The organism is Pontitalea aquivivens (assembly GCF_046507575.1).
GTDB classification, from domain to species: domain Bacteria; phylum Pseudomonadota; class Alphaproteobacteria; order Rhodobacterales; family Rhodobacteraceae; genus Pontitalea; species Pontitalea aquivivens.
Window position 1 is genome coordinate 91,216 of record NZ_JBKFEY010000008.1, and the last position, 22,416, is coordinate 113,631.

At 68.3% G+C, this 22,416-nt stretch carries 23 protein-coding genes; 7 read left to right on the forward strand and 16 right to left on the reverse strand.

Features of this window, described 5'->3' with window-relative positions; all coding sequences use genetic code 11:
• Position 1: 1 nt before the first annotated feature.
• Positions 2–580, reverse strand: a complete 579-nt coding sequence (locus tag ACK8OU_RS11135; protein ID WP_410303495.1) for a retropepsin-like aspartic protease family protein — start codon at positions 578–580, stop codon at positions 2–4.
• Positions 581–643: 63 nt separating this feature from the next.
• Positions 644–1,273 carry a MarC family protein gene (locus tag ACK8OU_RS11140; protein ID WP_410303496.1) on the reverse strand — a complete coding sequence of 210 codons (630 nt, stop codon included), beginning with the start codon at positions 1,271–1,273 and terminating at the stop codon, positions 644–646.
• Between the two features lie 174 nt (positions 1,274–1,447).
• On the opposite strand from ACK8OU_RS11140, the gene ACK8OU_RS11145 reads away from it, so the two are divergent.
• Genes ACK8OU_RS11145 through ACK8OU_RS11160 form a run of 4 tightly spaced genes read left to right on the forward strand, consistent with a single transcriptional unit; the run spans position 1,448 to position 3,967 of the window.
• Entirely contained in the window at positions 1,448–1,663 is a 216-nt protein-coding gene (locus ACK8OU_RS11145; RefSeq protein WP_410303497.1) for a twin-arginine translocase TatA/TatE family subunit, read from the forward strand.
• Between the two features lie 50 nt (positions 1,664–1,713).
• Complete coding sequence (tatB, locus tag ACK8OU_RS11150; protein WP_410303498.1) at positions 1,714–2,244, forward strand: Sec-independent protein translocase protein TatB; 531 nt, start codon at positions 1,714–1,716, stop codon at positions 2,242–2,244.
• Positions 2,241–3,131, forward strand: a complete 891-nt coding sequence (gene tatC / locus ACK8OU_RS11155) for a twin-arginine translocase subunit TatC (RefSeq protein ID WP_410303499.1) — start codon at positions 2,241–2,243, stop codon at positions 3,129–3,131. Before tatB ends, tatC begins: the two co-directional genes overlap by 4 nt.
• Entirely contained in the window at positions 3,128–3,967 is an 840-nt protein-coding gene (locus tag ACK8OU_RS11160; RefSeq protein ID WP_410303500.1) for an ATP-binding protein, read from the forward strand. Before tatC ends, ACK8OU_RS11160 begins: the two co-directional genes overlap by 4 nt.
• 72 nt (positions 3,968–4,039) lie before the next feature.
• Here the strand turns inward: ACK8OU_RS11160 and ACK8OU_RS11165 are convergent, their stop codons facing one another.
• From ACK8OU_RS11165 to ACK8OU_RS11180, 4 genes are all read right to left on the reverse strand, one after another.
• Positions 4,040–5,212 carry a peptidoglycan DD-metalloendopeptidase family protein gene (locus ACK8OU_RS11165; RefSeq protein ID WP_410303501.1) on the reverse strand — a complete coding sequence of 391 codons (1,173 nt, stop codon included), beginning with the start codon at positions 5,210–5,212 and terminating at the stop codon, positions 4,040–4,042.
• A gap of 67 nt (positions 5,213–5,279) precedes the next feature.
• On the reverse strand, positions 5,280–5,942 hold the full coding sequence (locus ACK8OU_RS11170) for a protein-L-isoaspartate(D-aspartate) O-methyltransferase (RefSeq protein WP_410303502.1): 663 nt from the start codon (positions 5,940–5,942) through the stop codon (positions 5,280–5,282).
• Positions 5,939–6,724 carry a 5'/3'-nucleotidase SurE gene (gene surE / locus ACK8OU_RS11175; protein WP_410303503.1) on the reverse strand — a complete coding sequence of 262 codons (786 nt, stop codon included), beginning with the start codon at positions 6,722–6,724 and terminating at the stop codon, positions 5,939–5,941. The genes ACK8OU_RS11170 and surE overlap by 4 nt, the downstream gene beginning before the upstream one ends.
• A gap of 106 nt (positions 6,725–6,830) precedes the next feature.
• Positions 6,831–7,502, reverse strand: coding sequence for an SDR family NAD(P)-dependent oxidoreductase (locus tag ACK8OU_RS11180; RefSeq protein WP_410303504.1), 672 nt, complete (start codon positions 7,500–7,502; stop codon positions 6,831–6,833).
• Positions 7,503–7,729: 227 nt separating this feature from the next.
• Between ACK8OU_RS11180 and ACK8OU_RS11185 the strand changes: the two genes are divergently transcribed.
• Entirely contained in the window at positions 7,730–8,287 is a 558-nt protein-coding gene (locus tag ACK8OU_RS11185; protein ID WP_410303505.1) for a biotin transporter BioY, read from the forward strand.
• A gap of 61 nt (positions 8,288–8,348) precedes the next feature.
• On the opposite strand, the gene ACK8OU_RS11190 is transcribed toward ACK8OU_RS11185, so the two are convergent.
• The 3 genes from ACK8OU_RS11190 to gltX form a co-directional block, all read right to left on the reverse strand.
• The gene (locus ACK8OU_RS11190) at positions 8,349–8,768 is read right to left on the reverse strand and encodes a DUF1284 domain-containing protein (protein ID WP_410303506.1); all 420 of its coding nucleotides are present in this window, start codon (positions 8,766–8,768) and stop codon (positions 8,349–8,351) included.
• 111 nt (positions 8,769–8,879) lie between these two features.
• Positions 8,880–10,175, reverse strand: a complete 1,296-nt coding sequence (locus tag ACK8OU_RS11195) for a citrate synthase (protein WP_410303507.1) — start codon at positions 10,173–10,175, stop codon at positions 8,880–8,882.
• Between the two features lie 76 nt (positions 10,176–10,251).
• On the reverse strand, positions 10,252–11,652 hold the full coding sequence (gene gltX / locus ACK8OU_RS11200) for a glutamate--tRNA ligase (protein WP_410303508.1): 1,401 nt from the start codon (positions 11,650–11,652) through the stop codon (positions 10,252–10,254).
• 79 nt (positions 11,653–11,731) lie between these two features.
• On the opposite strand from gltX, the gene ACK8OU_RS11205 reads away from it, so the two are divergent.
• Complete coding sequence (locus ACK8OU_RS11205) at positions 11,732–13,852, forward strand: ComEC/Rec2 family competence protein (protein ID WP_410303509.1); 2,121 nt, start codon at positions 11,732–11,734, stop codon at positions 13,850–13,852.
• A gap of 108 nt (positions 13,853–13,960) precedes the next feature.
• Here ACK8OU_RS11205 and lexA read toward each other — a convergent pair whose 3' ends face one another.
• From lexA to ACK8OU_RS11235, 6 genes are all read right to left on the reverse strand, one after another.
• Positions 13,961–14,647, reverse strand: a complete 687-nt coding sequence (gene lexA, locus ACK8OU_RS11210; RefSeq protein WP_410303510.1) for a transcriptional repressor LexA — start codon at positions 14,645–14,647, stop codon at positions 13,961–13,963.
• 89 nt (positions 14,648–14,736) lie between these two features.
• On the reverse strand, positions 14,737–15,918 hold the full coding sequence (locus ACK8OU_RS11215) for a molybdopterin molybdotransferase MoeA (RefSeq protein WP_410303511.1): 1,182 nt from the start codon (positions 15,916–15,918) through the stop codon (positions 14,737–14,739).
• Positions 15,918–16,391, reverse strand: coding sequence for a cyclic pyranopterin monophosphate synthase MoaC (gene moaC / locus ACK8OU_RS11220; RefSeq protein WP_410303512.1), 474 nt, complete (start codon positions 16,389–16,391; stop codon positions 15,918–15,920). The genes ACK8OU_RS11215 and moaC overlap by 1 nt, the downstream gene beginning before the upstream one ends.
• The gene (trpC, locus tag ACK8OU_RS11225; RefSeq protein WP_410303513.1) at positions 16,388–17,179 is read right to left on the reverse strand and encodes an indole-3-glycerol phosphate synthase TrpC; all 792 of its coding nucleotides are present in this window, start codon (positions 17,177–17,179) and stop codon (positions 16,388–16,390) included. The genes moaC and trpC overlap by 4 nt, the downstream gene beginning before the upstream one ends.
• Positions 17,176–18,186, reverse strand: coding sequence for an anthranilate phosphoribosyltransferase (trpD, locus tag ACK8OU_RS11230; RefSeq protein WP_410303514.1), 1,011 nt, complete (start codon positions 18,184–18,186; stop codon positions 17,176–17,178). Before trpD ends, trpC begins: the two co-directional genes overlap by 4 nt.
• Complete coding sequence (locus ACK8OU_RS11235) at positions 18,183–18,776, reverse strand: anthranilate synthase component II (RefSeq protein WP_410303515.1); 594 nt, start codon at positions 18,774–18,776, stop codon at positions 18,183–18,185. Before ACK8OU_RS11235 ends, trpD begins: the two co-directional genes overlap by 4 nt.
• 190 nt (positions 18,777–18,966) lie before the next feature.
• Here ACK8OU_RS11235 and ACK8OU_RS11240 point away from each other — a divergent pair, with 190 nt between their 5' ends.
• Positions 18,967–20,790 (forward strand): divergent polysaccharide deacetylase family protein, encoded by a 1,824-nt coding sequence (locus ACK8OU_RS11240; RefSeq protein ID WP_410303516.1) that lies wholly within the window; start codon positions 18,967–18,969, stop codon positions 20,788–20,790.
• A 114-nt stretch (positions 20,791–20,904) separates the two neighbouring features.
• Here the strand turns inward: ACK8OU_RS11240 and trpE are convergent, their stop codons facing one another.
• Positions 20,905–22,410, reverse strand: a complete 1,506-nt coding sequence (trpE, locus tag ACK8OU_RS11245) for an anthranilate synthase component I (protein WP_410303517.1) — start codon at positions 22,408–22,410, stop codon at positions 20,905–20,907.
• Positions 22,411–22,416 lie beyond the last annotated feature (6 nt).

A 22,416-nucleotide genomic window follows, 5' to 3' on the forward strand; every position in this document is an offset into this window, starting at 1 on the left:
ATCAGCGTTCCAGCACCAGCCGGTCGCGGCTGAATTCCACCCGGGCAAAGCGCGTCAGATAGGCCATGCCCAGAAGCGAGGTATCCATCTGCCCGCCATTGACCACCGCGCGCAGGTTCTGGTCATGGATGGGGCCCAGCGTCAGGCTGTCCAGCCGTACCGGCGCGGTGGCGACCAGGCCATTGGCGGTCTGTGCCTGCCCGATGAAGGCCAGCCCCGCCGTGGCAATGCCCGCGCGTTCGGCATCGCGCCGCGTCAGCACGATGTCGCTGGCCCCGGTATCGACGACAAAGCGCACCGGAACGCCATTCACCCCGGCGGTCAGATAGTAATGGCCATCGGCGGCCAGCGGTGCCTCGATCCGGTTGTCGCCGATCGCGGATTGGCGCGGCATCAGGTCGTGGCGCAGATCCTGCCACAGGCCCGCGGCACCGATCACGCCCAGAAAGATCAGCCCCCAGACGGCCATCTGCTGCAGCGCGCGGCCGGGTTTGCGGCGCAGTTCGGCCAGAAGATAGCCGCCCACCGCCAGAAACAGCAGCGACAGATAGATCAGGCGGGCAAAGGTATCATCGGACATCGGATCATCATTCCCCTGTCTGCGATGCCGGTGTCTGCGATATAGGTATCGCGTGCGCCGATGTCATGCCCCGGCGCCCGCAAAGCCCCCCGCGCCGCGCAGGCCATCCAGAATGAACTGGATCGACAGCGCCGCCAGCAGCATCCCCAAGAGCCGCGTCACGACCATCGTGCCGGTGCGCCCCAGCGCGCGCTCGATCGGGGTGGCAAGCCAGAACATCGCCAGAACGCAGCCCAGCACCGCAAACATCACCCCGTGCACCAGCACCACATGGGTCAGATCCGCCCCCGGCGCCCCGGCTAGAAGGATCATCGTGGCCATCGCCCCGGGCCCCGCGATCAGCGGGGTCGCCAGCGGAAAGACCGAGGGATCATGGGTCGGTTCGGGGTGCTGCCCCTCGCGGCGCTGGGTGCGGCGTTCGAACAGCATGTCCAGCGCGGTCAGGAACAAAAGCACCCCGCCGGCGATGCGGAAGGCCGGCATGGAAATGCCGATCGCCCCCAGCAGCTTGTCGCCCAAAAGCCCGAACAGCGTCAGCAGCACCGCCGCGATCAGCACCGCGCGCAGCCCCATGCGCAGCCGCGCGCGCACGTCGATGCCTTGCGTCAGCGCGATGAACAGCGGTGCAAGGCCGATCGGGTCCATGACCACGAACAGCGTGACAAAGGCGGTCAGATAGTCGGCGGCGGCCATGATCCCTCCGGTTGCGATGGGCGCAGCCTAGCCCCGCCAGGCCGCGCCTGCCAGCGGGTGGGATGGAAAAATATCGCCCGAAGCGGCCGAAGGGGCTTTGATCGGCGCGCGAGAGGTCATAAATGAGGGGTTATGTTTGACGCGGGCCTGATCCCGCCGTCGGAGGAGAATGACATGCTCAACAACATCGGCCTTCCCGGCCTTCTGCTCATCGCGATCGTGGTGCTGGTGCTTTTCGGCCGCGGCAAGATTTCCTCGTTGATGGGTGAGGTCGGCAAGGGCATCACCGCCTTCAAGAAGGGCGTCAAGGATGGCGGTCAGGAAATCGAGGATGCCTCGGCGCAGGCAGCCCGCGACGTGACGCCCGAAAACGACAAAGACAAGGTCTGAACCTGCCGGCCCCGCCGGGGCCTTGATCCGGGCCGGAGGCCAGGGAACCCATGTTCGATATCGGTTGGAGCGAGCTTCTCGTGATCGGCGTCGTTGCGCTGATCGTGGTGGGGCCAAAGGATCTGCCCGGCATGTTCCACACGCTGGGCCGGTTCACCGCGCGTGCGCGCGGGATGGCGCGCGAATTTTCGCGGGCAATGGAAGACGCGGCCAGTGACAGCGGCCTGAAAGAGGCAGCCAGCGATCTCAAGGATCTGAAAGGACTGGCGTCGAAAAAATCGCTGGGGCTGGATGCGCTGGAAGACGCCGCGTCCAAGTTCGAGAAATGGGAACCCAAGCTGCCCGGCAAGGCCGAGGCCGCGGGCGCCAGCCCCGATCCCGCCGCCGCCGCGCCCGCAGCGGATGCGGCGAAACCCGCCGCGCCAAAACCCGCCGTAGCAAAGCCCAAAACCCCCCGGACCACCAAGCCAAAGGCCCCGAAATCCGAGGCTGCCCCCGCCAAGGCCGCCGCGAAAGATGCGGCCAAACCTGCGGCCAGGGCAGCGACCCGGAAAAGCCCCGCCAAGAAGGGTGACGCATGAGCGCGAAGGATGAGATCGACGACACCGCCGCCCCGCTGATCGAGCATCTTGCCGAATTGAGAAAGCGGCTGATCTGGTCGGTCAGTGCCTTCATCGGTGCCATGGTGCTGTGCTTTGCCGCGGCGGAACCGATTCTGAACTTTTTGCTGGGGCCAATCGAACAGACCATGCGCGATCTGGGCGACCCCAACCCGGTGATGCAATATACCGCGCCACAGGAATATTTCTTCACGCTGATCCGCATTTCCATGGTGGGGGGGCTTGTGCTGTCCTTCCCGGTGATCGGCTATCAGCTGTGGCGCTTCATCGCGCCCGGCCTGTATCGCAGCGAAAAATCGGCTTTCCTGCCGTTCCTGGTTTCGTCCCCTCTGCTGTTTCTGGTGGGGGCGACCTTTGCCCATTATGTGGTGACGCCGCTGGCCATGGGCTTTTTCCTGGGCTTCGCCGATGCGTCGTCCATCGTCAGCGCGATCCTGCCCACCCTGTCCGACGCCCCCGTGACCGAACCGCCAGCACCCAGCGAAGGCATCTCGATCGTGTTCCAGGGCAAGGTCAATGAAACACTGGATATTTCTCTCAAGATGATCATTGCCTTCGGGCTGTGCTTCCAGCTTCCGGTGCTGCTGACGCTGATGGGCAAGGCGGGGCTGGTGTCGGCCAGGGGGCTGGGGGGGATGCGCAAATATGCCATCGTGCTGATCCTGGGTGTGGCCGCGCTGGTCACCCCGCCCGATGTCGTCACCCAGCTGATCCTGTTTGGCGCGGTCTACCCGCTTTATGAAATCTCGATCTTCCTGGTCCGCCGCATCGAAAAGGCGCGTGAGGCGCGGCTGCGCGCCGAAGGCCTGTGGGTCGAAGAGGACGAGGACGAAGGGGCCGCGAAATGACCGACCCGCTGGACCGGATCGCCGCCGCGCTGGAACGGCTTGCGCCCGCCCCCCTGGCCGCGCCGGATTTTTCGGCGGCGCAGGCCTTTGTCTGGCACAGTGCGCCCGAACAGCTGGCCCCGGTGGCACAGGTCAACCGCGTCGATCTGCGGCTGTTGCGCGGTATCGACCGGGCGCGCGACACGCTGCTGGCCAATACGCTGCAATTCGCGCGCGGGGCTGCGGCCAACAATGCGCTGCTGTGGGGTGCGCGCGGGATGGGAAAATCCTCGCTGGTCAAGGCGGTCCATGCCGAGGTTCTGGCCCGTGGGCTGACGCTGAAGCTGGTCGAACTGGCGCGCGAGGATTTGCCCTCGGTCGGGCGGCTGCTGGGCCATCTGCGCGCGGCGGACGGCAAACGTTTTGTTCTGTTCTGCGACGACCTGTCCTTCAGCCACGATGACCAGCATTACAAATCGCTGAAAGCGGTACTGGATGGCGGGATCGAGGGGCGGCCGTCGAATGTGATCTTTTATGCCACCTCGAACCGTCGCCATCTGATGCCGCGCGACATGATCGAGAATGAACGTTCCAGCGCGATCAACCCGTCCGAGGCGGTTGAGGAAAAAGTATCGCTGTCGGACAGGTTCGGCCTGTGGCTGGGCTTTCACCCCTGCGGGCAGGATGAATTCCTGGCGATGATCGCGGGCTATTGCGCGGCCTATGGTGTGGACATCTCGCCCGAGGATCTGCGCGCCGAGGCGATCGAATGGCAGGCAACGCGCGGGGCGCGTTCGGGCCGGGTCGCCTGGCAGTATTTCACCGATCTGGCCGGCCGGCGCGGCATCGCGCTATAGGCCAGGCCGGACGATGAAAAACGGCCCCCGCAGGGGCCGTTTTCATTGGGCAACCGGCGATGTGCACCGGGGCTATTGCAGATATTTCATCGGATCGACGCTTTCAAACCCGTCGCGCACCTCGAAATGCAGGAAGCCAGGGTCGCTGGCGCGAACCTTGGCGATGGTCTGGCCGCGGCTGACGCGGGCGCCTTTTGCGACGGTGGGGGCGTCGATATTTGCATAGACCGTCAGCAGCCCGTTGTCATGGCGCAGCACCAGGATCGGCACCTGCCCGGTATCCTTGGTGATGGCGGCGACGGTGCCGGCCTCGGCGGCCTTTACGGGCGTTCCGGGGGCAGCGGCAATGTCGACCCCGTCGTTTTTCTTTTTCACATAGGGCCGGATGATCGCGCCCTGAACCGGCATCTGCATCTTGCCCGTGGCCGAGGCCTGGGTACGCGTGGCACCCAGATCGGGGGCCGGGGGCGTCGCGGTCGGGGTGGCGGCGGCGGGGGGCGTTTCTGCGGGCAGGGGCATGGCGGCCGAAGGCGGCGTCGGCGTTGCCGATCCTGCGCCCGGCGCGCTGGCGCTGGCGGTCGCGGGCGGGGCCGCAGCGGCGACCGGGATCATCAGATACTGGCCTTCCCGCACGCTCATGTCGGCGGGCAGGCCGTTCCAGTCGGCCAGTGCGCGGACGTTGACATTGTAATAGCGCGCGATGGAATAGGCGGTTTCGCCGCGGGCGACCTTGTGGCGCGTGGGCTCGGGCCCGGCCGGGGCGGCGGGCGCGGGGGGCGGGCTTTGCGTGCCGGTGGCGCGGTCGATCGCCGTCGATGCGATCGAGGTGATGTCGATCCGTTCGCCCCCGATCGCCCCGGGCGTTGTGCTGCCGGCGACGGGTTCGGTGACGCGTCGTGGCAGTGCCAGGATTTCGCCGCGGTTCAGCGTGGTTTCGGGGCGCAGCGCATTGTAGCGGGCCAGCTCTTCGGCATTCAGTCCCACCCGCGCGGCGATGGTGGTGACGCTGTCGCCCTGATTGGCCACGGCCACCTGATAGGTCGGATAGGAAATCACGCCGCGCGCATCGGGGGCGGGCCGCGCCGCGGTGGCCTGCCGGGCCGCAGCCGACGTGTCAAAGCCGGTGCGCCCGAAATGCCGCAGATCGCCATCGAAGCTGCCATCGGGTTCGCAGGCGGCCAGCGCAAGCGCGCTTGCCCCAAGGATCAGGCCGTGGCGCAGGCGGGCGGGCAGGGTGTGGATCATCGGCTCGTTCCTCATTCCTTGTTCCGTCTGGCCCTGTGGCCGGGCCTTTTCAGATCGTGTCCGGGGGTCAGTCGTTCGCCATGCCTTCGACAAGCGGGACAAAGCGCACCGGGCGCAATTCTTCATAATCATATCCCGTTTCCAGGCGCCGCACGCGGATCAGGCTTTGCACCGTGTCGGACTGGCCAACGGGAAGCACCATGATACCCCCGATCTTCAACTGCGCCAAGAGCGGGCCGGGCGGGTCCTCGGCGGCGGCGGTCACGATGATACGATCAAACGGCGCCTGTTCGGGCAGACCGTGCGACCCGTCGATTGCCAGCGCGGTGATGTTGCTCAGATGCAGGCTGCGAAACAGCGCCTCGGCCTCGCGCACCAGGCGGCGGTGGCGGTCGACGGTATAGACGCGCCGCGCCAGCCCCGCCAGGATCGCCGCCTGATAGCCCGAGCCGGTGCCGATTTCCAACACCGTGTCGCGCGGCCCCACCTGCAGCGCCTGCGTCATCAGCCCCACGACCGAGGGCTGGGAAATCGTCTGCCCGCAGGCAATCGGCAGGGGCATGTCCTCATAGGCGCGTTCGGCGAAGATGCCCTTGACAAAGGGACCACGGTCGACCCGTTCCATCGCCGACAGCACGCGCGCATCCGTCACCCCCTTTGAACGCAGCGCGAAGAGAAAGCGCATCTTGCGTTCGGCGATGCTGGCCTTCTCTGGCGCGCCCTCGGTCATGCCAGCCGTGCCGTCAGATCGGCCAGCAGGTCATGCGCCGTCAGATCCGCGCGCATCGGTGTGATCGCGACATAGCCTTCCAGGTTCACCGCCACATCCGTGCCCGGCGCGCCTGGCAGGTGTTGCGGCCCGCCCTTGATCCACAGGAATTTGCGCCCCGAGGGCGAGATATGCGGTTCGACGCCAAAGAAGGTCTCGCGCCGGAAACCCTGCGCCGCGACCCGGTGGCCCTTGACATCGGCGGCCGGAACCGGCGGGAAATTGACGTTGTAGAAACAGCGGTAATCACCCTCATCCCAGATGCCGCGATCCAGAAGCGCGCGCACGACGCCCACGCCATGCACCCGCGCGGCCTCGAACGGATCGGCCAGTTCCTGCGTCCGCGGCCCCAGGAACTGTGACAGCGCAATCGCCGGAACGCCTTGCAAAGCGGCCTCCATCGCGCCGCCCAGCGTGCCGGAATACATGGCGTTTTCGCCCGAATTGTTGCCCCGGTTGACGCCCGACAGCACCAGATCGGGGCGCGCGCCCTGCAACACCTCATAGAGGCCCGCCAGAACGCAATCGGCGGGGCTGCCCTCGGCGGCATAGCGCCGCTCGCCCAGCTTGGCGATCATCATCGGATGGGTGTAGCTGATGGCGTGGGCCACGCCCGATTGTTCAAAGGCGGGGGCAACGGTCCAGACCTCGCCCGCGGGGCCGGCGATTTCGGTTGCGATCCGGGTCAGAACCTCAAGGCCCGGTGCATTGATCCCGTCGTCATTGGTGATGAGAATTCGCATGCTTCCCCGCGTTGGCACAGACCGTTTGATCCTGCTTAGCGCGCGGGCCGGGGGGCGTAAAGCAATCCGGCGGGGCGGGGCGACGAAATCTGGCCGCCCGCGCGGATCACAGCAGCGTCAGGATACGGCGGGCCTCGGTATGCGGGTCGGCCAGCGGCGCGCGGTCTTCGCCGGGGAAGAAACGCGCCCGCGTCGCGGTGGGCATCGGCGCGGGCCGGTCGATCAGCACGCGCGGGCCGACCCTGGCCGTTTCGGCCTGCCAGCTGCGCGCCAATGCGATCTGCGCGGTCTTGGTCGCGCCATAGGCGCCAAAGAATTTCTCACCCGCGTGGTCATCGTCAAAGAACATGGCGGTGCCGCTGCCCGCGCGCAGCAGCGGCTCGATCAGCGGGATCAGGGTCGCGGTGGCTGCGACATTGGTGGCGATGGATTTCGCCATGTCCTTGGCATCGATATGGGACGCGGGCGCCAGCGGCGCGGCGTGGATCGCGCAATGCGCCCACAGCTGAACCCCGCCCCAGCGCGCGGCAACCGATTGCGCCAGATGCTTCATCGCCTCGGGATCGGTCACATCCATCGGTGCCAGGCTGGCGCGCCCGCCGGCGGCCTGGATCCTGTCATCCAGTTCCTCCAGCGCGCCGGTGGTGCGCGCGACCGCCATCACATGCCAGCCGGCACGGGCCAGCGCCTCGCTTAATGCCGCGCCAAGCCCGCGCGAGGCGCCGGTGACAAGGGCGATCGGGGGGGTGACATGCGGGGGGGTCTGGGGCGTGCTCATGACAGGGAATTTGCACAGCTTTGCCGCGCGCGCAAGGGCCGCCCCGCGCCCCCGCCTGCGGCCAGAGCGCGCGGGGGGGGGCAGGGGTGCCGCAGGATTTGCAAATTTGCGCAAGGCATGGGAAAAGCCTTTGCAACATCGCGCATCCGCCGCGCTGCGACGTTGACAAGCGACCGCCATGCGGCAAAAGTGCGCGCAAGATGGATTTCAGTGGAAAGGTCCGATCCATGACGCTTTCGAAGGCCCTTGTGCCCTCTCAGACGCTTGCCACCCGCGCCGCGATGGTGCTGGGCGGTTCCTTCCTGATCGCGGCGGCCTCGCAGGTGTCGGTTCCGATGTTTCCGGTGCCGATGACGCTGCAGACGCTGGCGATTCTGACCATCGGCATGACCATGGGCGCGCGCATGGGGCTGGCGACGGTTGCCGCCTGGCTGATGCAGGGCGCCTCGGGGCTGCCGGTCTTTGCGGGCGGCGCCTCGGCGGCGGCGCTGGCCGGGCCGACGGCAGGCTTCCTGTTCGGCTTTCTCGCGATGGTCGCGGTGGTGGGGTTTGCCTCGGATCGCGGCGTGAAATCGGTGCTGGGCCTGTCGGCGGCGGCGCTGGTCGCCTCGGCGGTGCTGTATCTGCCGGGCCTGGCCTGGCCCGCGCTGGTGATGGGCAAGTCGGTGCCCGATCTGATGGCGGGCTGGATGCTGCCCTTCCTGGCGGGCGATGTGGTCAAGGCGGTTCTGGCCGCGCTGATCGTGGCCGGCGGCTGGAACGTCCTGAAGGCGCGCCGCGGCTGAACCGCCACGCCAGCGAAACGCCAGACGTCAGACAGGCGCCGCCCCCCCCGGGGCGGCGTTTTCAGTTTTGCGACTGCAGCCGCGCCAGCGCCGCTTCGCACATGCCAAGCGCCAGCCACTGACAGGGCGCGCAGATATCTTGCAGGATGCCCGGCGGCAGGGCCCGCATCCGCGCCTGCGCCTCGGCCCAGCTGATCCGGTCCCCGGGGGCCAGGTGCAGGGCCCTGGCATGGGCCGCATCCAGTCGTGCGATCCGGTCCCCGCTTGCGCAGCCCGCGCCCCGGCGGGACGGGCAGGGGGCGCAGATCGCATCGGCCGTGGCCGTCACCTCGATCCGAACGTCGCCCCCGCCGGACGCCCGCAGCCGGGCGTCAACGATCGCGGCCATGTTCGCGGTGAAGTCTTCGGAATAGCCCTTACCCTCAAAGCCCAGGGCGCACAGGAAATGATGCGGTCGAAAGCGGATCGGGGCGTCGGTCATCGGGGGGATCCTGCGGGGTGGGTGCCCTGGCGGTGCTGCGGGGGCGGTACTGCGGGGTATACGAAAAGGGGCCGGGGTTTCCCCCGGCCCCTTCAAGGATGGGCGCAATCCTTAGCGCTTGTCCACATCCTGATAGTCGCGCTTGGCCGGGCCGGTATAAAGCTGGCGCGGGCGGCCGATCTTCAGCTGCGGATCGTCGATCATCTCTTTCCATTGCGAAATCCAGCCCACCGTGCGCGACAGCGCGAAGATCGGCGTGAACATCGAGGTGGGGAAGCCCATCGCCTCAAGAATGATGCCCGAGTAGAAATCGACGTTCGGATACAGCTTTTTCGAGACGAAATATTCATCCTCCAGCGCGATCCGTTCCAGTTCCTTGGCGACCTGCAGGATGGGGTTGTTGTCCACCCCCAGAAGGCCCAGCACCTCATCGGCGGATTCCTTCATCACCGTGGCGCGCGGGTCGAAGTTCTTGTAGACCCGGTGGCCAAAGCCCATCAGGCGGAAGGGATCGTTCTTGTCCTTGGCGCGGGCGACGAATTCGGGGATGCGGTCCACGGTGCCGATTTCGCGCAGCATTTCCAGGCAGGCCTGGTTGGCGCCGCCATGCGCCGGCCCCCAGAGACAGGCGATACCGGCCGCGATGCAGGCGAACGGGTTGGCCCCCGACGATCCCGCCAGACGCACGGTCGAGGTCGACGCATTCTGTTCGTGGTCGGCATGCAGCATCATGATCCGGTCCATCGCCTTGGCAAGCGCGGGCTGAACCTTGTATTCCTCGGCCGGGACCGAGAAACACATGTGCAGGAAGTTGGACGCGTAATCCAGATCGTTGCGCGGATAGACGAAGGGCTGGCCGATCGAATATTTATAGGCCATCGCCGCGATCGTGGGCAGCTTGGCGATCATGCGGATCGCGGCGACCTCACGGTGCCAGGGATCGTTGATGTCAAGGCTGTCATGATAAAAGGCCGACAGCGCGCCGACCACGCCCACCATCGTCGCCATCGGGTGGCTGTCGCGCCTGAACCCGCGGAAGAAATAATGGATCTGTTCGTGCAGCATCGTGTGGCGGGTGATGCGGTTTTCGAAATCCTCCATCTGCTGGCGGTTCGGCAGTTCGCCGTTCAGCAGCAGATAGCAGACTTCCAGATAGTGCGAATGATGCGCCAGCTGTTCGATCGGATAGCCGCGGTGCAGCAGTACGCCCGTGTCGCCGTCGATATAGGTGATCGCGGATTCGCAGGACGCGGTCGAGGTGAAACCGGGATCGAAGGTGAAGACATCGGCCTGACCGTAAAGCTTGCGGATATCCAGCACATCCGGCCCGGCGGTCGGCGACATGATGGGCAGGTCGTAGCTTTTGTTGTCCAGCATCAGCGTGGCGGATCTGTTCTTTTCTGCCATGTAAATCCCTTTCCTGTCGTCCGGCTGGGCCGCGCCGGGGGGTCTTTTCCGGGGGACCGGATAAGGCGGTCGGGCCTCAGGCCGCCTGGTCGTTCAATCTGGCCAGCGTTTCGGCGCGGCCAAGCACAAGCATCATGTCGAACACGCTGGGGGTGACCGAGCGTCCGGCAACGGCGGCGCGCAGGGGGGCGGCCAGTTTTCCCAGACCCGTCCCATGCGCCTCTGCAACCCGCTGCACGACAGCCTCCAGCTCTTCGCGTGACCAGCTAGCATCTTGCAGCTGCGGCGTCAATTCTGCCAGTATACCACGGGATACCGGGTCCAGCGCCCGGGCGGCCCGCTCATCCAGATCCAGCGGCCGGTCTGCCAGAACGAAATGTGCCTTTTCAAGCAGTTCCGGGAAGGTCTTGGCACGATCCTTCAGGCAATACATGGCGCGCCCCAGCCCGTCGCGCTGCGCCGCGCGCAACGCGGGCTGGCCGGCGGCGGCCAGATAGCCCTCAATCTCGGCAACCAGGGCGGCATCGTCCATCGCCGCGATATGCTGGCCGCAGATGTTTTCCAGTTTCTTGAAGTCCAGCCGCGCCGGCGCGCGACCGATTCCCGACAGGTCGAACCAGTCGCGGGCCTGGGCATCGGTGAAGAATTCGTCGTCCCCGTGGCTCCAGCCCAGGCGGCACAGATAATTGCGCATCCCGGCGGCGGGGTAGCCCATCACCTGATATTCTTCCAGCCCCACGGCACCGTGGCGCTTGGACAGTTTCTTGCCGTCGGGGCCGTGAATCAGCGGAATATGCGCGAAAACCGGCACGTCCCAGCCCATCGCGTGATAGATCTGCACCTGCCGCGCGGCATTGGTCAGGTGGTCATCCCCCCGGATCACATGGGTCACGCCCATGTCATGGTCATCCACAACAACAGCCAGCATGTAGGTGGGCGTACCATCAGACCGTAAACAAACCATGTCGTCCAGCTGGTCGTTGCGGAAGGTCACGTCGCCCTGCACCTGGTCCTGGATCACCGTGACGCCCGCGCGCGGGGCCTTCAGGCGGATCACACAGGGCGCGTCGGGGTGGGTGGCGGGGTCGGCATCGCGCCAGGGGCTTTGGAACAGGGTCGACTTGCCCGCGGCCCGGGCAGATTCGCGGAAGGCTTCGATTTCCTCTTGCGTGGAAAAGCACTTGTAGGCACCGCCACGGGCCAGCATTTCGCGCGCCACCTCGGCATGGCGGTCGCGGCCCTCGAACTGGCTGACCGCCTCGCCGTCCCAGTCCAGGCCCAGCCAGGCCAGCCCCTTCAGAATCGCTGCCGTCGCCTCGGGCGTGGACCGTTCGCGGTCGGTATCCTCGATGCGCAGCAGGAACTTGCCGCCGCGGCCACGCGCGTAAAGCCAGTTGAAAAGCGCCGTGCGCGCGCCCCCGATATGCAGATACCCCGTGGGCGAGGGGGCGAAGCGGGTGACGATCTGTTGAGTCATAAGCGCGTTAACCTTTCGGAAACCATGAAGCCATAGGCTTTGCCCAAGGTCATAAGCAGGGAAGGGCGGAGAAACAAGCGTGGCGACTCTGGCCGGGGCAGGTGCGAAGACGGGTGTGAACGCGGTGGCGCGGCGGCTTTCGGGCCTGTGGCGCGCGGCCCTGGGCGGCGCGGGCCGGCCGCTTGCGGCGCTGTCGGCGGCGCGGGCGCAGCTGTTCCTTTGGGCGCCGCTTGGTCTGTCGCTGGGCATCGGTGGCTATTTCGCGGCAGGGGCCGAGCCGGGCCCCGTGGTCTGGGCAGGCGCCATCGCGGTGGCGCTGGCGGGGGCCGCGTTCTGGGCGCGCGGCCCCGAGCCTGCGCGTTTCCCCGCCGCGCTGCTGCTGCTTGCGGCCTGCGGGCTGATGCTGGCGGGGCTGCGCGCGCATTCCGTCGCGGCACCCGTCCTGCCCTGGCGCTATTACGGCCCGGTTGAGGGCCGCATCGTCGAGATCGACCGATCGGGCAGAGACCGCATCCGCCTGACGCTGGATCAGGTGGTACTGGACCGCATGGCCCCCGGCGCGACGCCCGCGCGCATCCGCATCGCGCTGCACGGCGATCAGGGCCATCTGAACCCGGTGCCCGGCCTGCGGGTCATGGCCACGGCCCATCTGGCGCCGCCCTCGGGTCCGGCCGCGCCGGGGGACTATGATTTTCGCCGTCACGCCTGGTTTGCGGGACTGGGGGCGGTGGGCTATGTGCGCGCGCCGGTGCTGGTTGCGGCCCCGCCTGACCCGGACAGCTGGACACTTGCCGGTCACCGCGCCCGGATGCGCCTGTCGGCCGCCATTCAGGATCGCATCCCCGGCCAGCCCGGCGCGGTGGCGGCGGCGCTGATGACCGGCGACCGATCCGCCATTTCCGAGGCCACGAATGAGGTGATGCGGGTGTCGAACCTGTATCACATCATTTCGATTTCCGGCCTGCACATGGGCATGCTGGCGGGCTTTGTCTTTGCCGCGCTGCGCTATGGGCTGGCGGCGGCGGGCAGGCCCGCGCTGCACTGGCCTGGCAAGAAGATCGCGGCCCTGGCGGCCCTTCTGGCGGCGACGGTCTATCTTTGGCTGGCGGGGCCGCAGGTGGCCACGCAGCGCGCCTACCTGATGGCAGCGGTCATGCTGCTGGCGGTGCTGGTGGACCGGCGCGCCTTTTCGCTGCGCACGGTGGCGCTGGCCGCGCTGATCCTGCTGGTCCGGGAACCCGAAAGCCTGACCGAGCCGGGGTTCCAGATGTCCTTCGGCGCGACCGTCGCGCTGATCCTGTGCTATCAGCCCTGGGCCCGGCTGGCGCCGCGCGTGCCCGCAGTACTGCGCCCGGTGGCGATGCTGGTGATCTCCTCGCTTGCGGCGGGGCTGGCCACCGCACCGATCGCCGCCGCGCATTTCAGCCGGATGTCGGAATACGGGCTGCTGGCCAATCTGCTGGCGGTGCCGGTCATGGGCACGCTGGTGATGCCCGCGGGCGTGATCGCGGCCTGCCTTGCGCCGCTGGGTCTGGCGGGCCCGGCGCTGTGGGTGATGGAACAGGGCACCGCCTGGATGATCTTCGTCGCCGAATTCGTGGCCGGGTTGGGCGGGGCAATCATGGCTGTGCCGGCCCCCGGGCCGACCGTCTTGCCGCTGATGGCGGTCGGGGCGCTGGTCGCGGTGCTGGCGCGGGGGGCAGGGCGCAGCCTGGGTGTTGCGGCGGTGCTGCTGGCAGGCGGGCTTTGGGTGCAGGGACAGCGCCCGGACCTGCTGATCGCGCCCGAGGGCGAGCTTGTCGGACTGATGGGCCCCGGGGGACGGATATTTTCCCGCAACGGCGCTGATTTCATCGGCGACAGCTGGCTTGAGGCCGACGGCGATCCCGCCCGCACCCCGCAGGCCGCCGCCCGTCCCGGATTCGCCGGCCCCAAAGGCGCCCGCCAGGCGGATTTTGCTGGCCGGCCGCTGATCCATCTGACGGGCAAGGACGCCATCGCCCGGCTAAGCGCCTCCTGCCGCCCCGGCGCACGGGTGATCCTGGCCGGGCGCGCGCCCGCCGGGCCGGTGGCCTGCGATCTGTGGGACCAGATCCGCCTGCGCGAAACCGGCGCCGTGGCGATCTGGGCCGATGGACGCATTGACACCGCGACCGCCCGCGCCGGGGGCAGGCCCTGGACCCGCCAAGGCCCGCTGTGACCCGCGCCCGATCCCGCTGCTGTTCAGCAGTCCAGGCACCTGCGATGCCCCTTCGGCTTTGCCCAAATATCCCCGCCGGAGGCTTCCGCCCCCGCCATCCGCGACCGGTCAATAGCTGCGGATCAGCCCCACCAGGCGGCCTTGCACGCGCACCTGATCCTCGCGCAGGACGCGCGTTTCATAGGCCGGGTTCGCCGCTTCCAGCGCAATCATCCCGCCCCGGCGGCGATAGCGTTTCAACGTCGCCTCATGCCCCTCGACCAGCGCCACGACGATGTCGCCGTTTTCCGCCGTGCCCTGTTCCCGGATCACCACGATGTCGCCATCGTTGATCCCGGCCTCGATCATCGAATCGCCCTTGACCTCCAGCGCGTAATGCTGGCCCCGGCCCGACAGCATCGCGCCCGGCACCGCCACATGGTGCGACACTTCCGAAATCGCCTCGATCGGCACACCCGCGGCGATGCGCCCCATCACCGGCAGTTCCAGCGCGTGCGCCGCCGTCACCGGCAGCGCGTCCCTGGGCGGATCGGCCCTTTCCCCGGCGATCACGCGTGGGGCAAAGCCGCGTTTTTCCATGGCTTCGGGCAGCTTCACGATCTCGATCGCGCGGGCCCGATGGGCCAGCCGGCGAATGAAACCACGTTCCTCCAGCGCGGTGATCAGCCGGTGGATGCCGGATTTCGACCGCAGATCCAGCGCCTCCTTCATCTCGTCGAAGGATGGAGGCACCCCGTCGCGCGCCATCCGTTTCTGGATGAACTCAAGCAGTTCCAGCTGTTTGCGCGTCAGCATCGGGCACCTTCCTGGATTGCGGGGTTACGGTGTTCACCCAAGGTTCTAAAGGTGTTCCCGTTTCGTGTCAATGCCCGCGCGCCTGTCCGTCAGATTGGCAAGTAGTCCACGATTTCGCCCGCGCGCCGCGGCCCGTCGCCCATCGGCCGGATCAGCAGCGCATCGGCCTGGGCCAGCAGGCCAAGCAGGGCGGAATCCTGATTGCTGAAGGGCGTGATCCGGGGCAGGCCATCGCCCGGGGTCAGGCGCGCGCGCATGTAATGCGTGCGTGGCCCGGTCGGGCCCTGATCGGCATCCAGCACCGCGCGCAGCGGGCGGGGGCGGTCGTCCAGCCCCTGCATCGCGCCCAGCAGCGGCAGCAGGAACAGATGCGCGCAGACCACGGCCGATACCGGATTGCCCGGCAGCCCCAGCATCGCCGCCCCGCCCATCCGTCCGGCCATCAAGGGCTTGCCGGGGCGCATCGCGATCTTCCAGAACGACCGTTCCAGCCCCAGATCGGCGGCGACCTTGCCCACCAGATCATGTTCCCCCACCGAGGCCCCGCCCGACGTCACGATCAGATCGGCACCCTGCGCCAGGCCAAAGGTAAAGCGCAGGCTGTCTTCGCTGTCGCGCGCGATCGGCAGCATCCGCACCTCGGCGCCGGCCCCTTCGGCCAGCGCCGCCAGCACAAAGGAATTCGAACACAGGATCTGATCGGGGCCGGGGGTCTCGCCGGGCATCACCAGTTCATCCCCCGTGGCCATGATCGCCACGACCGGGCGGCGCGCCACGCGCACCTCGGCCACATTCATCGCCGCCAGCAGCGCCAGATCGCGCGGGCCCAGCCGGCGGGGGGCGGACAGGGCCTGGCCCTTGCGGAAATCCTGGCCCAGGGGGCGGATGTTGTCGTGATCCGACAGATGGCCGGGCAGGGTGATCGTGTCGCCCGCCCGCGTGACATCTTCCTGCAGCACGACCACGCCCGCGCCCGGCGGCACCGGGGCGCCGGTAAAGATGCGCACCGCCTGCCCGGGGGGCAGCGGCCCGGTGTGGGCGCGGCCCGCGGCGGCCTCGCCGTGCACCGCCAGCACCGCGCCGGGGCGGTGATCCTCGGGCCGGATCGCATAACCATCCATCGCCGAGGCCGCGAAGGGCGGCTGATCCAGCCCCGCCACCGCAGGCGCCGCCAACACCCGCCCAAGGGCCGCGCGCAGCGGCACGGTTTCGGTTGCGGGCGGGCCCGCCAGTGCCAGAACCCGATCCAGGGCCTCTTCTGCCGTTATCATCACTTCGCCTCGTAACGTCCTGATTTGCCGCCTTCTTTCAGGGTTACGCGAAGGCCCTCGATATACATGGATTTCTCGACGGCCTTCAGCATGTCATAGACCGTCAGCGCGGCGACACTGACTGCGGTCAGCGCCTCCATTTCCACGCCGGTCTGGCCGGTGGTCTTGACCGTGGCGGTGATCCGCACGCCCGGCAACGCCGTATCGGGCAGCAGATCAAGGCTGACCCTGGTGATCGGCAGCGGGTGGCACAGCGGGATCAGGTCGGCGGTGCGCTTGGCGGCCATGATGCCCGCAACCCGCGCGATGCCCAGAACATCGCCCTTCTTCGCGCTGCCCGCCAGCACATGGGCCAGCGTTTCGGGCAGCATCACCACCGCGCCTTCGGCGGTGGCGGTGCGTTCGGTCACCGCCTTGGCCGAGACATCGACCATATGCGCCTGACCCTGGTCATCGAAATGTGTCAGGCTCATGCGACCTCCAGCAACTGGCGCGTGGCGGCGGCGACATCGGCCTGCCGCATCAGGCTTTCCCCGATCAGGAAACGCCGCGCGCCGACCTGCGCCATCGCGGCCAGATCGGCGGGGGTGAAAAGCCCGCTTTCACAGACCAGCTCGCGGCCCGCCGGGATATGCGGCGCAAGGTCGCGCGTCACATCAAGCGTGACATCGAAGGTCTTGAGATTGCGGTTATTCACCCCGATCAGCGGCGATTTCAGCGCCAGCGCCCGATCCAGTTCCGCGCGGTCATGCACCTCGATCAGCACATCCATGCCCCAATGGATCGCGGCCTCTTCCAGATCGCGCGCCAGCGCATCCTCGACCGAAGCCATGATGATCAGGATGCAATCGGCCCCCCAGGCGCGGGCCTCGGCCACCTGGTAGGTGTCATAAAGGAAATCCTTGCGCAGCGCGGGCAGGGTGCAGGCCGCGCGCGCCGCGGTCAGGAATTCGGGCGCGCCCTGAAAGCTGGGCGCATCGGTCAGCACCGACAGACAGGCCGCACCGCCCGCTTCATAGGCGCGGGCCAGGGCGGGCGGATCGAAGTCGGGGCGGATCAGCCCCTTGGAGGGGCTTGCCTTCTTGATTTCCGCGATCAGCCCATAGCCGGTGGCCGCGACCTTGCGGGTCAGCGCATCGGCAAAGCCGCGCACCGGGCCCGCGGCGCGTGCCGCGGCCTCGACCTCGGCCAGCGGGCGGGCGGCCTTGGCGATGGCGATTTCGTCCAGCTTGTAGGCCTTGATCCTGTCCAGAATGTTCATGCCGTCACCGCCTTCAACGCATCAAGTTTCGCCTGTGCCGCGCCGCTGTCGATGCTTTCGGATGCCAGCGCCACGCCCTCTTTCAGATCGGCGGCGCGCCCGGCCACCACCAGCGCGGCCGCCGCGTTCAGCAGCACCGCATCGCGATAGGCGCCCCGCGCGCCGACCAGCAGGCCCGCGAAGGCACGGGCATTTTCCGCCGGCTCGCCGCCGATGATCGCCTCGAACGGATGGACGGGCAGGCCCGCATCCTCGGGGTGGATTTCAAATTCGCGCACCGTGCCGTCTTGCAGCGCGGCCACCCAGCTGATCCCGGCGATCGACAGTTCATCCGTGCCGTCGCCGCCATGCACCAGCCAGGCCATCTCGGACCCGAGCGCCTGCAGCACCTCGGCCATGGGGCGGATCCAGCGGCGCGAAAAGGCGCCGGTCAGCTGCCGTTTCACCCCGGCAGGATTGGTCAGCGGCCCCAGCAGGTTGAAGATCGTGCGCGTGCCCAGTTCCACCCGCGTCGGCCCGATATGCTTCATCGCCGGGTGATGCATCGGCGCCATCATGAAGGCGATACCCGCCTGGTCCAGCGCGCGTTCGGCTGCCTCGGGGCCCTTCATCACATCCAGCCCCAGCGCCGACAGCGCATCCGCCGCCCCCGATTTCGACGACAGGTTGCGGTTGCCGTGCTTGGCCACCGGCACGCCCGCGCCCGCCACCACAAAGGCCGCTGCGGTGGAAATGTTCAGCGTGCCCTTGCCATCGCCCCCGGTGCCGACGATGTCGATGGCACCTTCGGGCGCGCGCACGCGGTGCATCTTGGCGCGCATCACGCTGGCGGCGGCGGTGATTTCCTCGACGGTTTCGCCCCGCGTGCGCAGCGCCATCAGAAGCCCCCCCATCTGGGATGGGGTCGCGGCGCCTTCGAACAGCACCTCAAAGGCGGCCTCGGCCTCGTCCCGGGTCAGCGGGCGGTCGGCGGCGGTGCCGATCAGGGGGCGGATATCGCCGATCATGCGGGTTCCTTCAGGCTGACGCCTGCCTCTTGCAGAAAGTTGCGGATCAGCTGGTGCCCGTGTTCCGAGGCGATCGATTCGGGATGGAACTGCACCCCCTCGATCAGCTTGTCGCGGTGACGCAGGCCCATGATCGTGCCATCGTCCAGCCAGGCGGTGATTTCCAGGCAATCGGGCAGGCTGTCGCGGTCCACCACCAGCGAATGATAGCGCGTCGCCAGGAAAGGCGAGGGCAGGCCGCGGAACACGCCTTTTCCGGCGTGGTGGATCGTTCCCATCTTGCCATGCACGATTTCGCCGGCGCGCACGACGCGCCCGCCAAAGGCCTGGCCGATGGTCTGATGGCCCAGGCACACGCCCAGAAGCGGCATCCCCGCCTCGGCCGCGGCCAGCGTCAAGGGCAGGCAGATCCCCGCCTGCGCCGGATCGCAGGGCCCGGGCGACAGCACGATCGCCTCGGCGCCCATGCCCATCGCCTCTTGCACGTTCAGCGCGTCGTTGCGCCGCACGACCACCTCGGCACCCAGTTCGCCGAAATAGTGCACAAGGTTGTAGGTAAAGCTGTCATAGTTGTCGATCAGCAGGAGCATGATGCCGCTTTTCCCCTTCGCCGCCCGGATTCAGGGGGTGAACCGGGGATTTCGTCGCGCTATAGATGCCCAGAGCGGCGCGGCGGGGTCAAGGGCCAGCAGGTCTTTCCTGCGATCTGACGCGCGCTGACGGGGCTTTTTCGACCGGACACGGCGGCGCGCGTGCCGGTGCTAACTTGGGTAGGGCGGCATGGTACGGGGCGTTCTTTCAGGGCTTGGGTTTGGGGCGGTCGTTTCCGTGCTGGGGCTGGGCGGGGTGTCGCTGATGCTGCCGCCGCCGGAATTTCCTGCGCCGCAGGCCGCGCTGTCCGATGGCCCGGCCCGGCCCGCGCCGCCGCAACTGCCCATGCCCGGCCCGCTTGCGCCCGAACCTGCCGTGGCCGAGGCCGCGGCACCGCGGATCGCCGCGCCCGACGTTCCGGCGCCCCAGGGGCCCGCGCCGGAAATCGCGGCGTCCGAAGTCGCGGCGAACCCGGCGATGGCAGTGCCCGAAGACGCGCCGGTCGTATCGGGCCCTGCCGCGGCGATCACCGTGCCCGCCGGGTCGGAATTCGCCCGTGGCCCTGCCGATGCGCCGCCCGCTGCCCCCGCGCCTGTGGCCGCGCCCGCCCGTGGCCTGGCCGCAGGCCCCGATGCGCCGCGCGCCGATGATCCGGCCGCCGCCCCGCCCGCCCTGGCCGAGACCGCCCCCGCCGCGCGCCCTGCGCCTGCGCCCGCCGCGCCCGGCCTGGCGCCCGCGCCCGAAAGCGCCGAACTGGCGCTGGACCGTCCGCCGGGGGCCGAGACGCCGATCCCCGTGCCCCCGCCCGGCGAGGCCGTGGCGCCGCTGCTGATGCCCGTGCCCGGGGATGAGGATACCGGCGATGGCGGCCCGGATGCGGCCGCGGCGATGGATGGTGAACCGATGCTGAGCACCGTGGCCGGTGCCGGGCGTGCGGCGCGCCTGGTGCGCCCCGACGGGCAGGACATCGCGCGGCCCTTGGCCAGCGATGCGGGCGTCATCGACCCCGGCCCCAGCCCCGAGGACCCCAGCCCCGGGGACTCCGGCCCCGAGGACCCCGGCCCCGGGGCGTCGCCGCCGTTACCGCGGGTGATCGCGCCGGGCGGCACGGGCTTTGCCAATGCGCCGGGGGTGCGTGTGGGGCGGCTGCCCGCAATCACCCCGTCCGCGCCCGCGGCCTCACCGGACGACGGGACCATGCCGGACGGGACCGCCCCCGAACCGGGTCCCGAACCGGGCCCCGAATCTGGCCCCGACGGCCCCCTGTTGTCTGATCCCGAAGCCGCCGCCGATCTGCCGCCGCTGCGCGCCCATGCCGGGCCCGCGCCGATGGCGGGCGAGGGGCCGGTCTATTCCGTCGTGCTGATCGACCCCGGCCCCGAGGCGGGCGGGCTGGATCGCGACACGCTCAAGACCATCGCCTTTCCGCTGACGATCGCCATTGACCCCACGCGCCCCGATGCGGCCCAGGCCGCCGCCGATTTCCGCGCCGCGGGCCTTGAGGTGGCAATCCTGGCCGCAGGCCTGCCGCCGGGCGCGACCGCGACCGATATCGAAACCGCGGTGGGGGCCTGGCGCGCCGCGATCCCGCAGGCCGTTGCGGTGGTGGAACCGGCCCAGCCGCAGCTGCAGAACAATCGCAACCTGTCCCAGCAGCTGGTGCGCATCCTGTCCCGTGAGGGGCTGGGCCTTGTCACCCAGGCGCAGGGGCTGAACGCGGCCGCGCAGATCGCGCGCAGCCAGAACCTGCCGCAGGCCAACATCTGGCGCGTGCTGGATAGCAACCGCGACACCGCCCCGGCGATCGAGCGGATGCTGGAACGCGGCAAGTTCGAGGCGCAGCGCAGCGGCACGGTGACGGTCATGCTCAGCGGTTGGCCGCAATCGGTGGCGGGGCTGCTGGCCTGGTATTCCAAAGAGGGCCGTTCGGTGCGCATGGCGCCGGTTTCCGCCGTGGCGCTTGGCGCAGAGGCGGCCGATCCGGCGGGGGCCGATAACGCAGCGGGCCAGTAATCAAACGGGCCAGTAATCAAACGGACCGGTAATCAAACGGGCGGGTAACGCAAGGCGCAGGGACAAAACGGCCACGGGCGGGCTGATCGCCTGGCCCCGTCGCGGTGCCGCAGGTCAGTTGCCGCGCCGGACGAACATGCCCGCATCCTCGGCTGCCTTGCGCAGGGCTTTGGATTTGTTCACGCTTTCCTGAAATTCAGCCTCTGGATCGCTGTCAAAGACCACGCCGCCGCCGGCCTGGATGAACAGCTTGTTTTCCTTGACCAGGGCTGTGCGCAGCGCGATGCACATGTCCATTTCCCCATTGGCAGCGAAATAGCCAACGCCGCCGCCATAGATGCCGCGCTTTTCGGGTTCCAGCTCGTCGATGATTTCCATCGCGCGAACCTTGGGCGCGCCCGACACGGTGCCCGCCGGCAGCCCCGCCAGCAGCGCCGACAAGGCATCCTGCCCCTCGGCCAGTTCGCCCACCACGTTCGAGACGATATGCATGACGTGGGAATAGCGTTCGATGATGAATTTTTCGGTCGGGCGCACGGTGCCGATCCTTGCGACCCGGCCCACATCGTTGCGGCCCAGATCCAGCAGCATCAGATGTTCGGCCAGTTCCTTCTTGTCGGCCAGCAGATCGGCTTCCAGCGCGCGGTCCTCTTCGGGGGTCTGGCCACGCGGGCGGGTGCCGGCGATGGGGCGGATCGTCACCTCGCCCTCGCGCAGGCGCACCAGGATTTCCGGGCTGGCGCCGACGATCTGGAAGCCGCCAAAATTCAGGAAGAACATGAAGGGCGACGGGTTCGTGCGCCGCAGGCTGCGATAAAGCGCGAAGGGCGGCAGCGGGAAATCCGCCGTCCAGCGCTGCGCGGGCACGACCTGAAAGATGTCGCCTGCGCGGATGTAATCCTTGGCCTTTTCCACCGCCGCGCGATAGCCATCGGGGGTGAAATTCGACACCAGCGGGCCGACCTGCGCCACCTCGCCCAGATCGCGGGGCTGGCTGGGCTGGCGGTCCAGATCGCGCAGCGCATCCATCACCCGTTCGGCGGCCTGCGCATAGGCGGCGCGCGCGGTCATGCCCGATGCGGCCCAGGCCGGGGCGCAGAGCGTCACATCGCCCTTGACCCCGTCCAGCACCGCCACGACCGAGGGCCGCAGCAGCACCGCATCCGGCACGCCGATCGGGTCGGGGTTGACATGGGGCAGCCGTTCCACCAGCCGGATCATGTCATAGCCCAGATAGCCAAACAGCCCCGCCGCCGCCGCCGGAAGCCCGTCGGGCATCTCGATCCGGCTTTCCGCAATCAGGTCGCGCAGGCTGTCCAGCGGATGGCCGGGCAGATCTTCGAACCGGTCTTCAAACCGGGCCTGCCGGTTGATGCGCGCCTGGCTGCCGCGGCATTGCCAGATCACATCGGGCTTCATGCCGATGATCGAATAGCGGCCGCGCACCTCGCCACCCGTCACGCTTTCCAGCATGAAGGAATTGGGCGCGGCATCGGCCAGTTTCAGCATCAGCGAAACCGGCGTGTCCAGATCGGCGGCCAGCCGGGCATAGACCAGCTGATTGCGGCCCTGGGCCCAAGCGGCCTCGAATTCCTCGAAGGAAGGGGAAAGCGCGACCACCGGGGC

What these genes read in the sequence shown, in the direction of transcription:
- ACK8OU_RS11135 (WP_410303495.1), bottom strand. Translation starts at nt 580, where the DNA reads ATGTCCGATGATACCTTTGCCCGCCTGATCTATCTGTCGCTGCTGTTT.
- ACK8OU_RS11140 (WP_410303496.1), bottom strand. Translation starts at nt 1,273, where the DNA reads ATGGCCGCCGCCGACTATCTGACCGCCTTTGTCACGCTGTTCGTGGTC.
- ACK8OU_RS11145 (WP_410303497.1), top strand. Translation starts at nt 1,448, where the DNA reads ATGCTCAACAACATCGGCCTTCCCGGCCTTCTGCTCATCGCGATCGTG.
- tatB (WP_410303498.1), top strand. Translation starts at nt 1,714, where the DNA reads ATGTTCGATATCGGTTGGAGCGAGCTTCTCGTGATCGGCGTCGTTGCG.
- tatC (WP_410303499.1), top strand. Translation starts at nt 2,241, where the DNA reads ATGAGCGCGAAGGATGAGATCGACGACACCGCCGCCCCGCTGATCGAG.
- ACK8OU_RS11160 (WP_410303500.1), top strand. Translation starts at nt 3,128, where the DNA reads ATGACCGACCCGCTGGACCGGATCGCCGCCGCGCTGGAACGGCTTGCG.
- ACK8OU_RS11165 (WP_410303501.1), bottom strand. Translation starts at nt 5,212, where the DNA reads ATGATCCACACCCTGCCCGCCCGCCTGCGCCACGGCCTGATCCTTGGG.
- ACK8OU_RS11170 (WP_410303502.1), bottom strand. Translation starts at nt 5,942, where the DNA reads ATGACCGAGGGCGCGCCAGAGAAGGCCAGCATCGCCGAACGCAAGATG.
- surE (WP_410303503.1), bottom strand. Translation starts at nt 6,724, where the DNA reads ATGCGAATTCTCATCACCAATGACGACGGGATCAATGCACCGGGCCTT.
- ACK8OU_RS11180 (WP_410303504.1), bottom strand. Translation starts at nt 7,502, where the DNA reads ATGAGCACGCCCCAGACCCCCCCGCATGTCACCCCCCCGATCGCCCTT.
- ACK8OU_RS11185 (WP_410303505.1), top strand. Translation starts at nt 7,730, where the DNA reads ATGACGCTTTCGAAGGCCCTTGTGCCCTCTCAGACGCTTGCCACCCGC.
- ACK8OU_RS11190 (WP_410303506.1), bottom strand. Translation starts at nt 8,768, where the DNA reads ATGACCGACGCCCCGATCCGCTTTCGACCGCATCATTTCCTGTGCGCC.
- ACK8OU_RS11195 (WP_410303507.1), bottom strand. Translation starts at nt 10,175, where the DNA reads ATGGCAGAAAAGAACAGATCCGCCACGCTGATGCTGGACAACAAAAGC.
- gltX (WP_410303508.1), bottom strand. Translation starts at nt 11,652, where the DNA reads ATGACTCAACAGATCGTCACCCGCTTCGCCCCCTCGCCCACGGGGTAT.
- lexA (WP_410303510.1), bottom strand. Translation starts at nt 14,647, where the DNA reads ATGCTGACGCGCAAACAGCTGGAACTGCTTGAGTTCATCCAGAAACGG.
- ACK8OU_RS11215 (WP_410303511.1), bottom strand. Translation starts at nt 15,918, where the DNA reads ATGATAACGGCAGAAGAGGCCCTGGATCGGGTTCTGGCACTGGCGGGC.
- moaC (WP_410303512.1), bottom strand. Translation starts at nt 16,391, where the DNA reads ATGAGCCTGACACATTTCGATGACCAGGGTCAGGCGCATATGGTCGAT.
- trpC (WP_410303513.1), bottom strand. Translation starts at nt 17,179, where the DNA reads ATGAACATTCTGGACAGGATCAAGGCCTACAAGCTGGACGAAATCGCC.
- trpD (WP_410303514.1), bottom strand. Translation starts at nt 18,186, where the DNA reads ATGATCGGCGATATCCGCCCCCTGATCGGCACCGCCGCCGACCGCCCG.
- ACK8OU_RS11235 (WP_410303515.1), bottom strand. Translation starts at nt 18,776, where the DNA reads ATGCTCCTGCTGATCGACAACTATGACAGCTTTACCTACAACCTTGTG.
- ACK8OU_RS11240 (WP_410303516.1), top strand. Translation starts at nt 18,967, where the DNA reads ATGGTACGGGGCGTTCTTTCAGGGCTTGGGTTTGGGGCGGTCGTTTCC.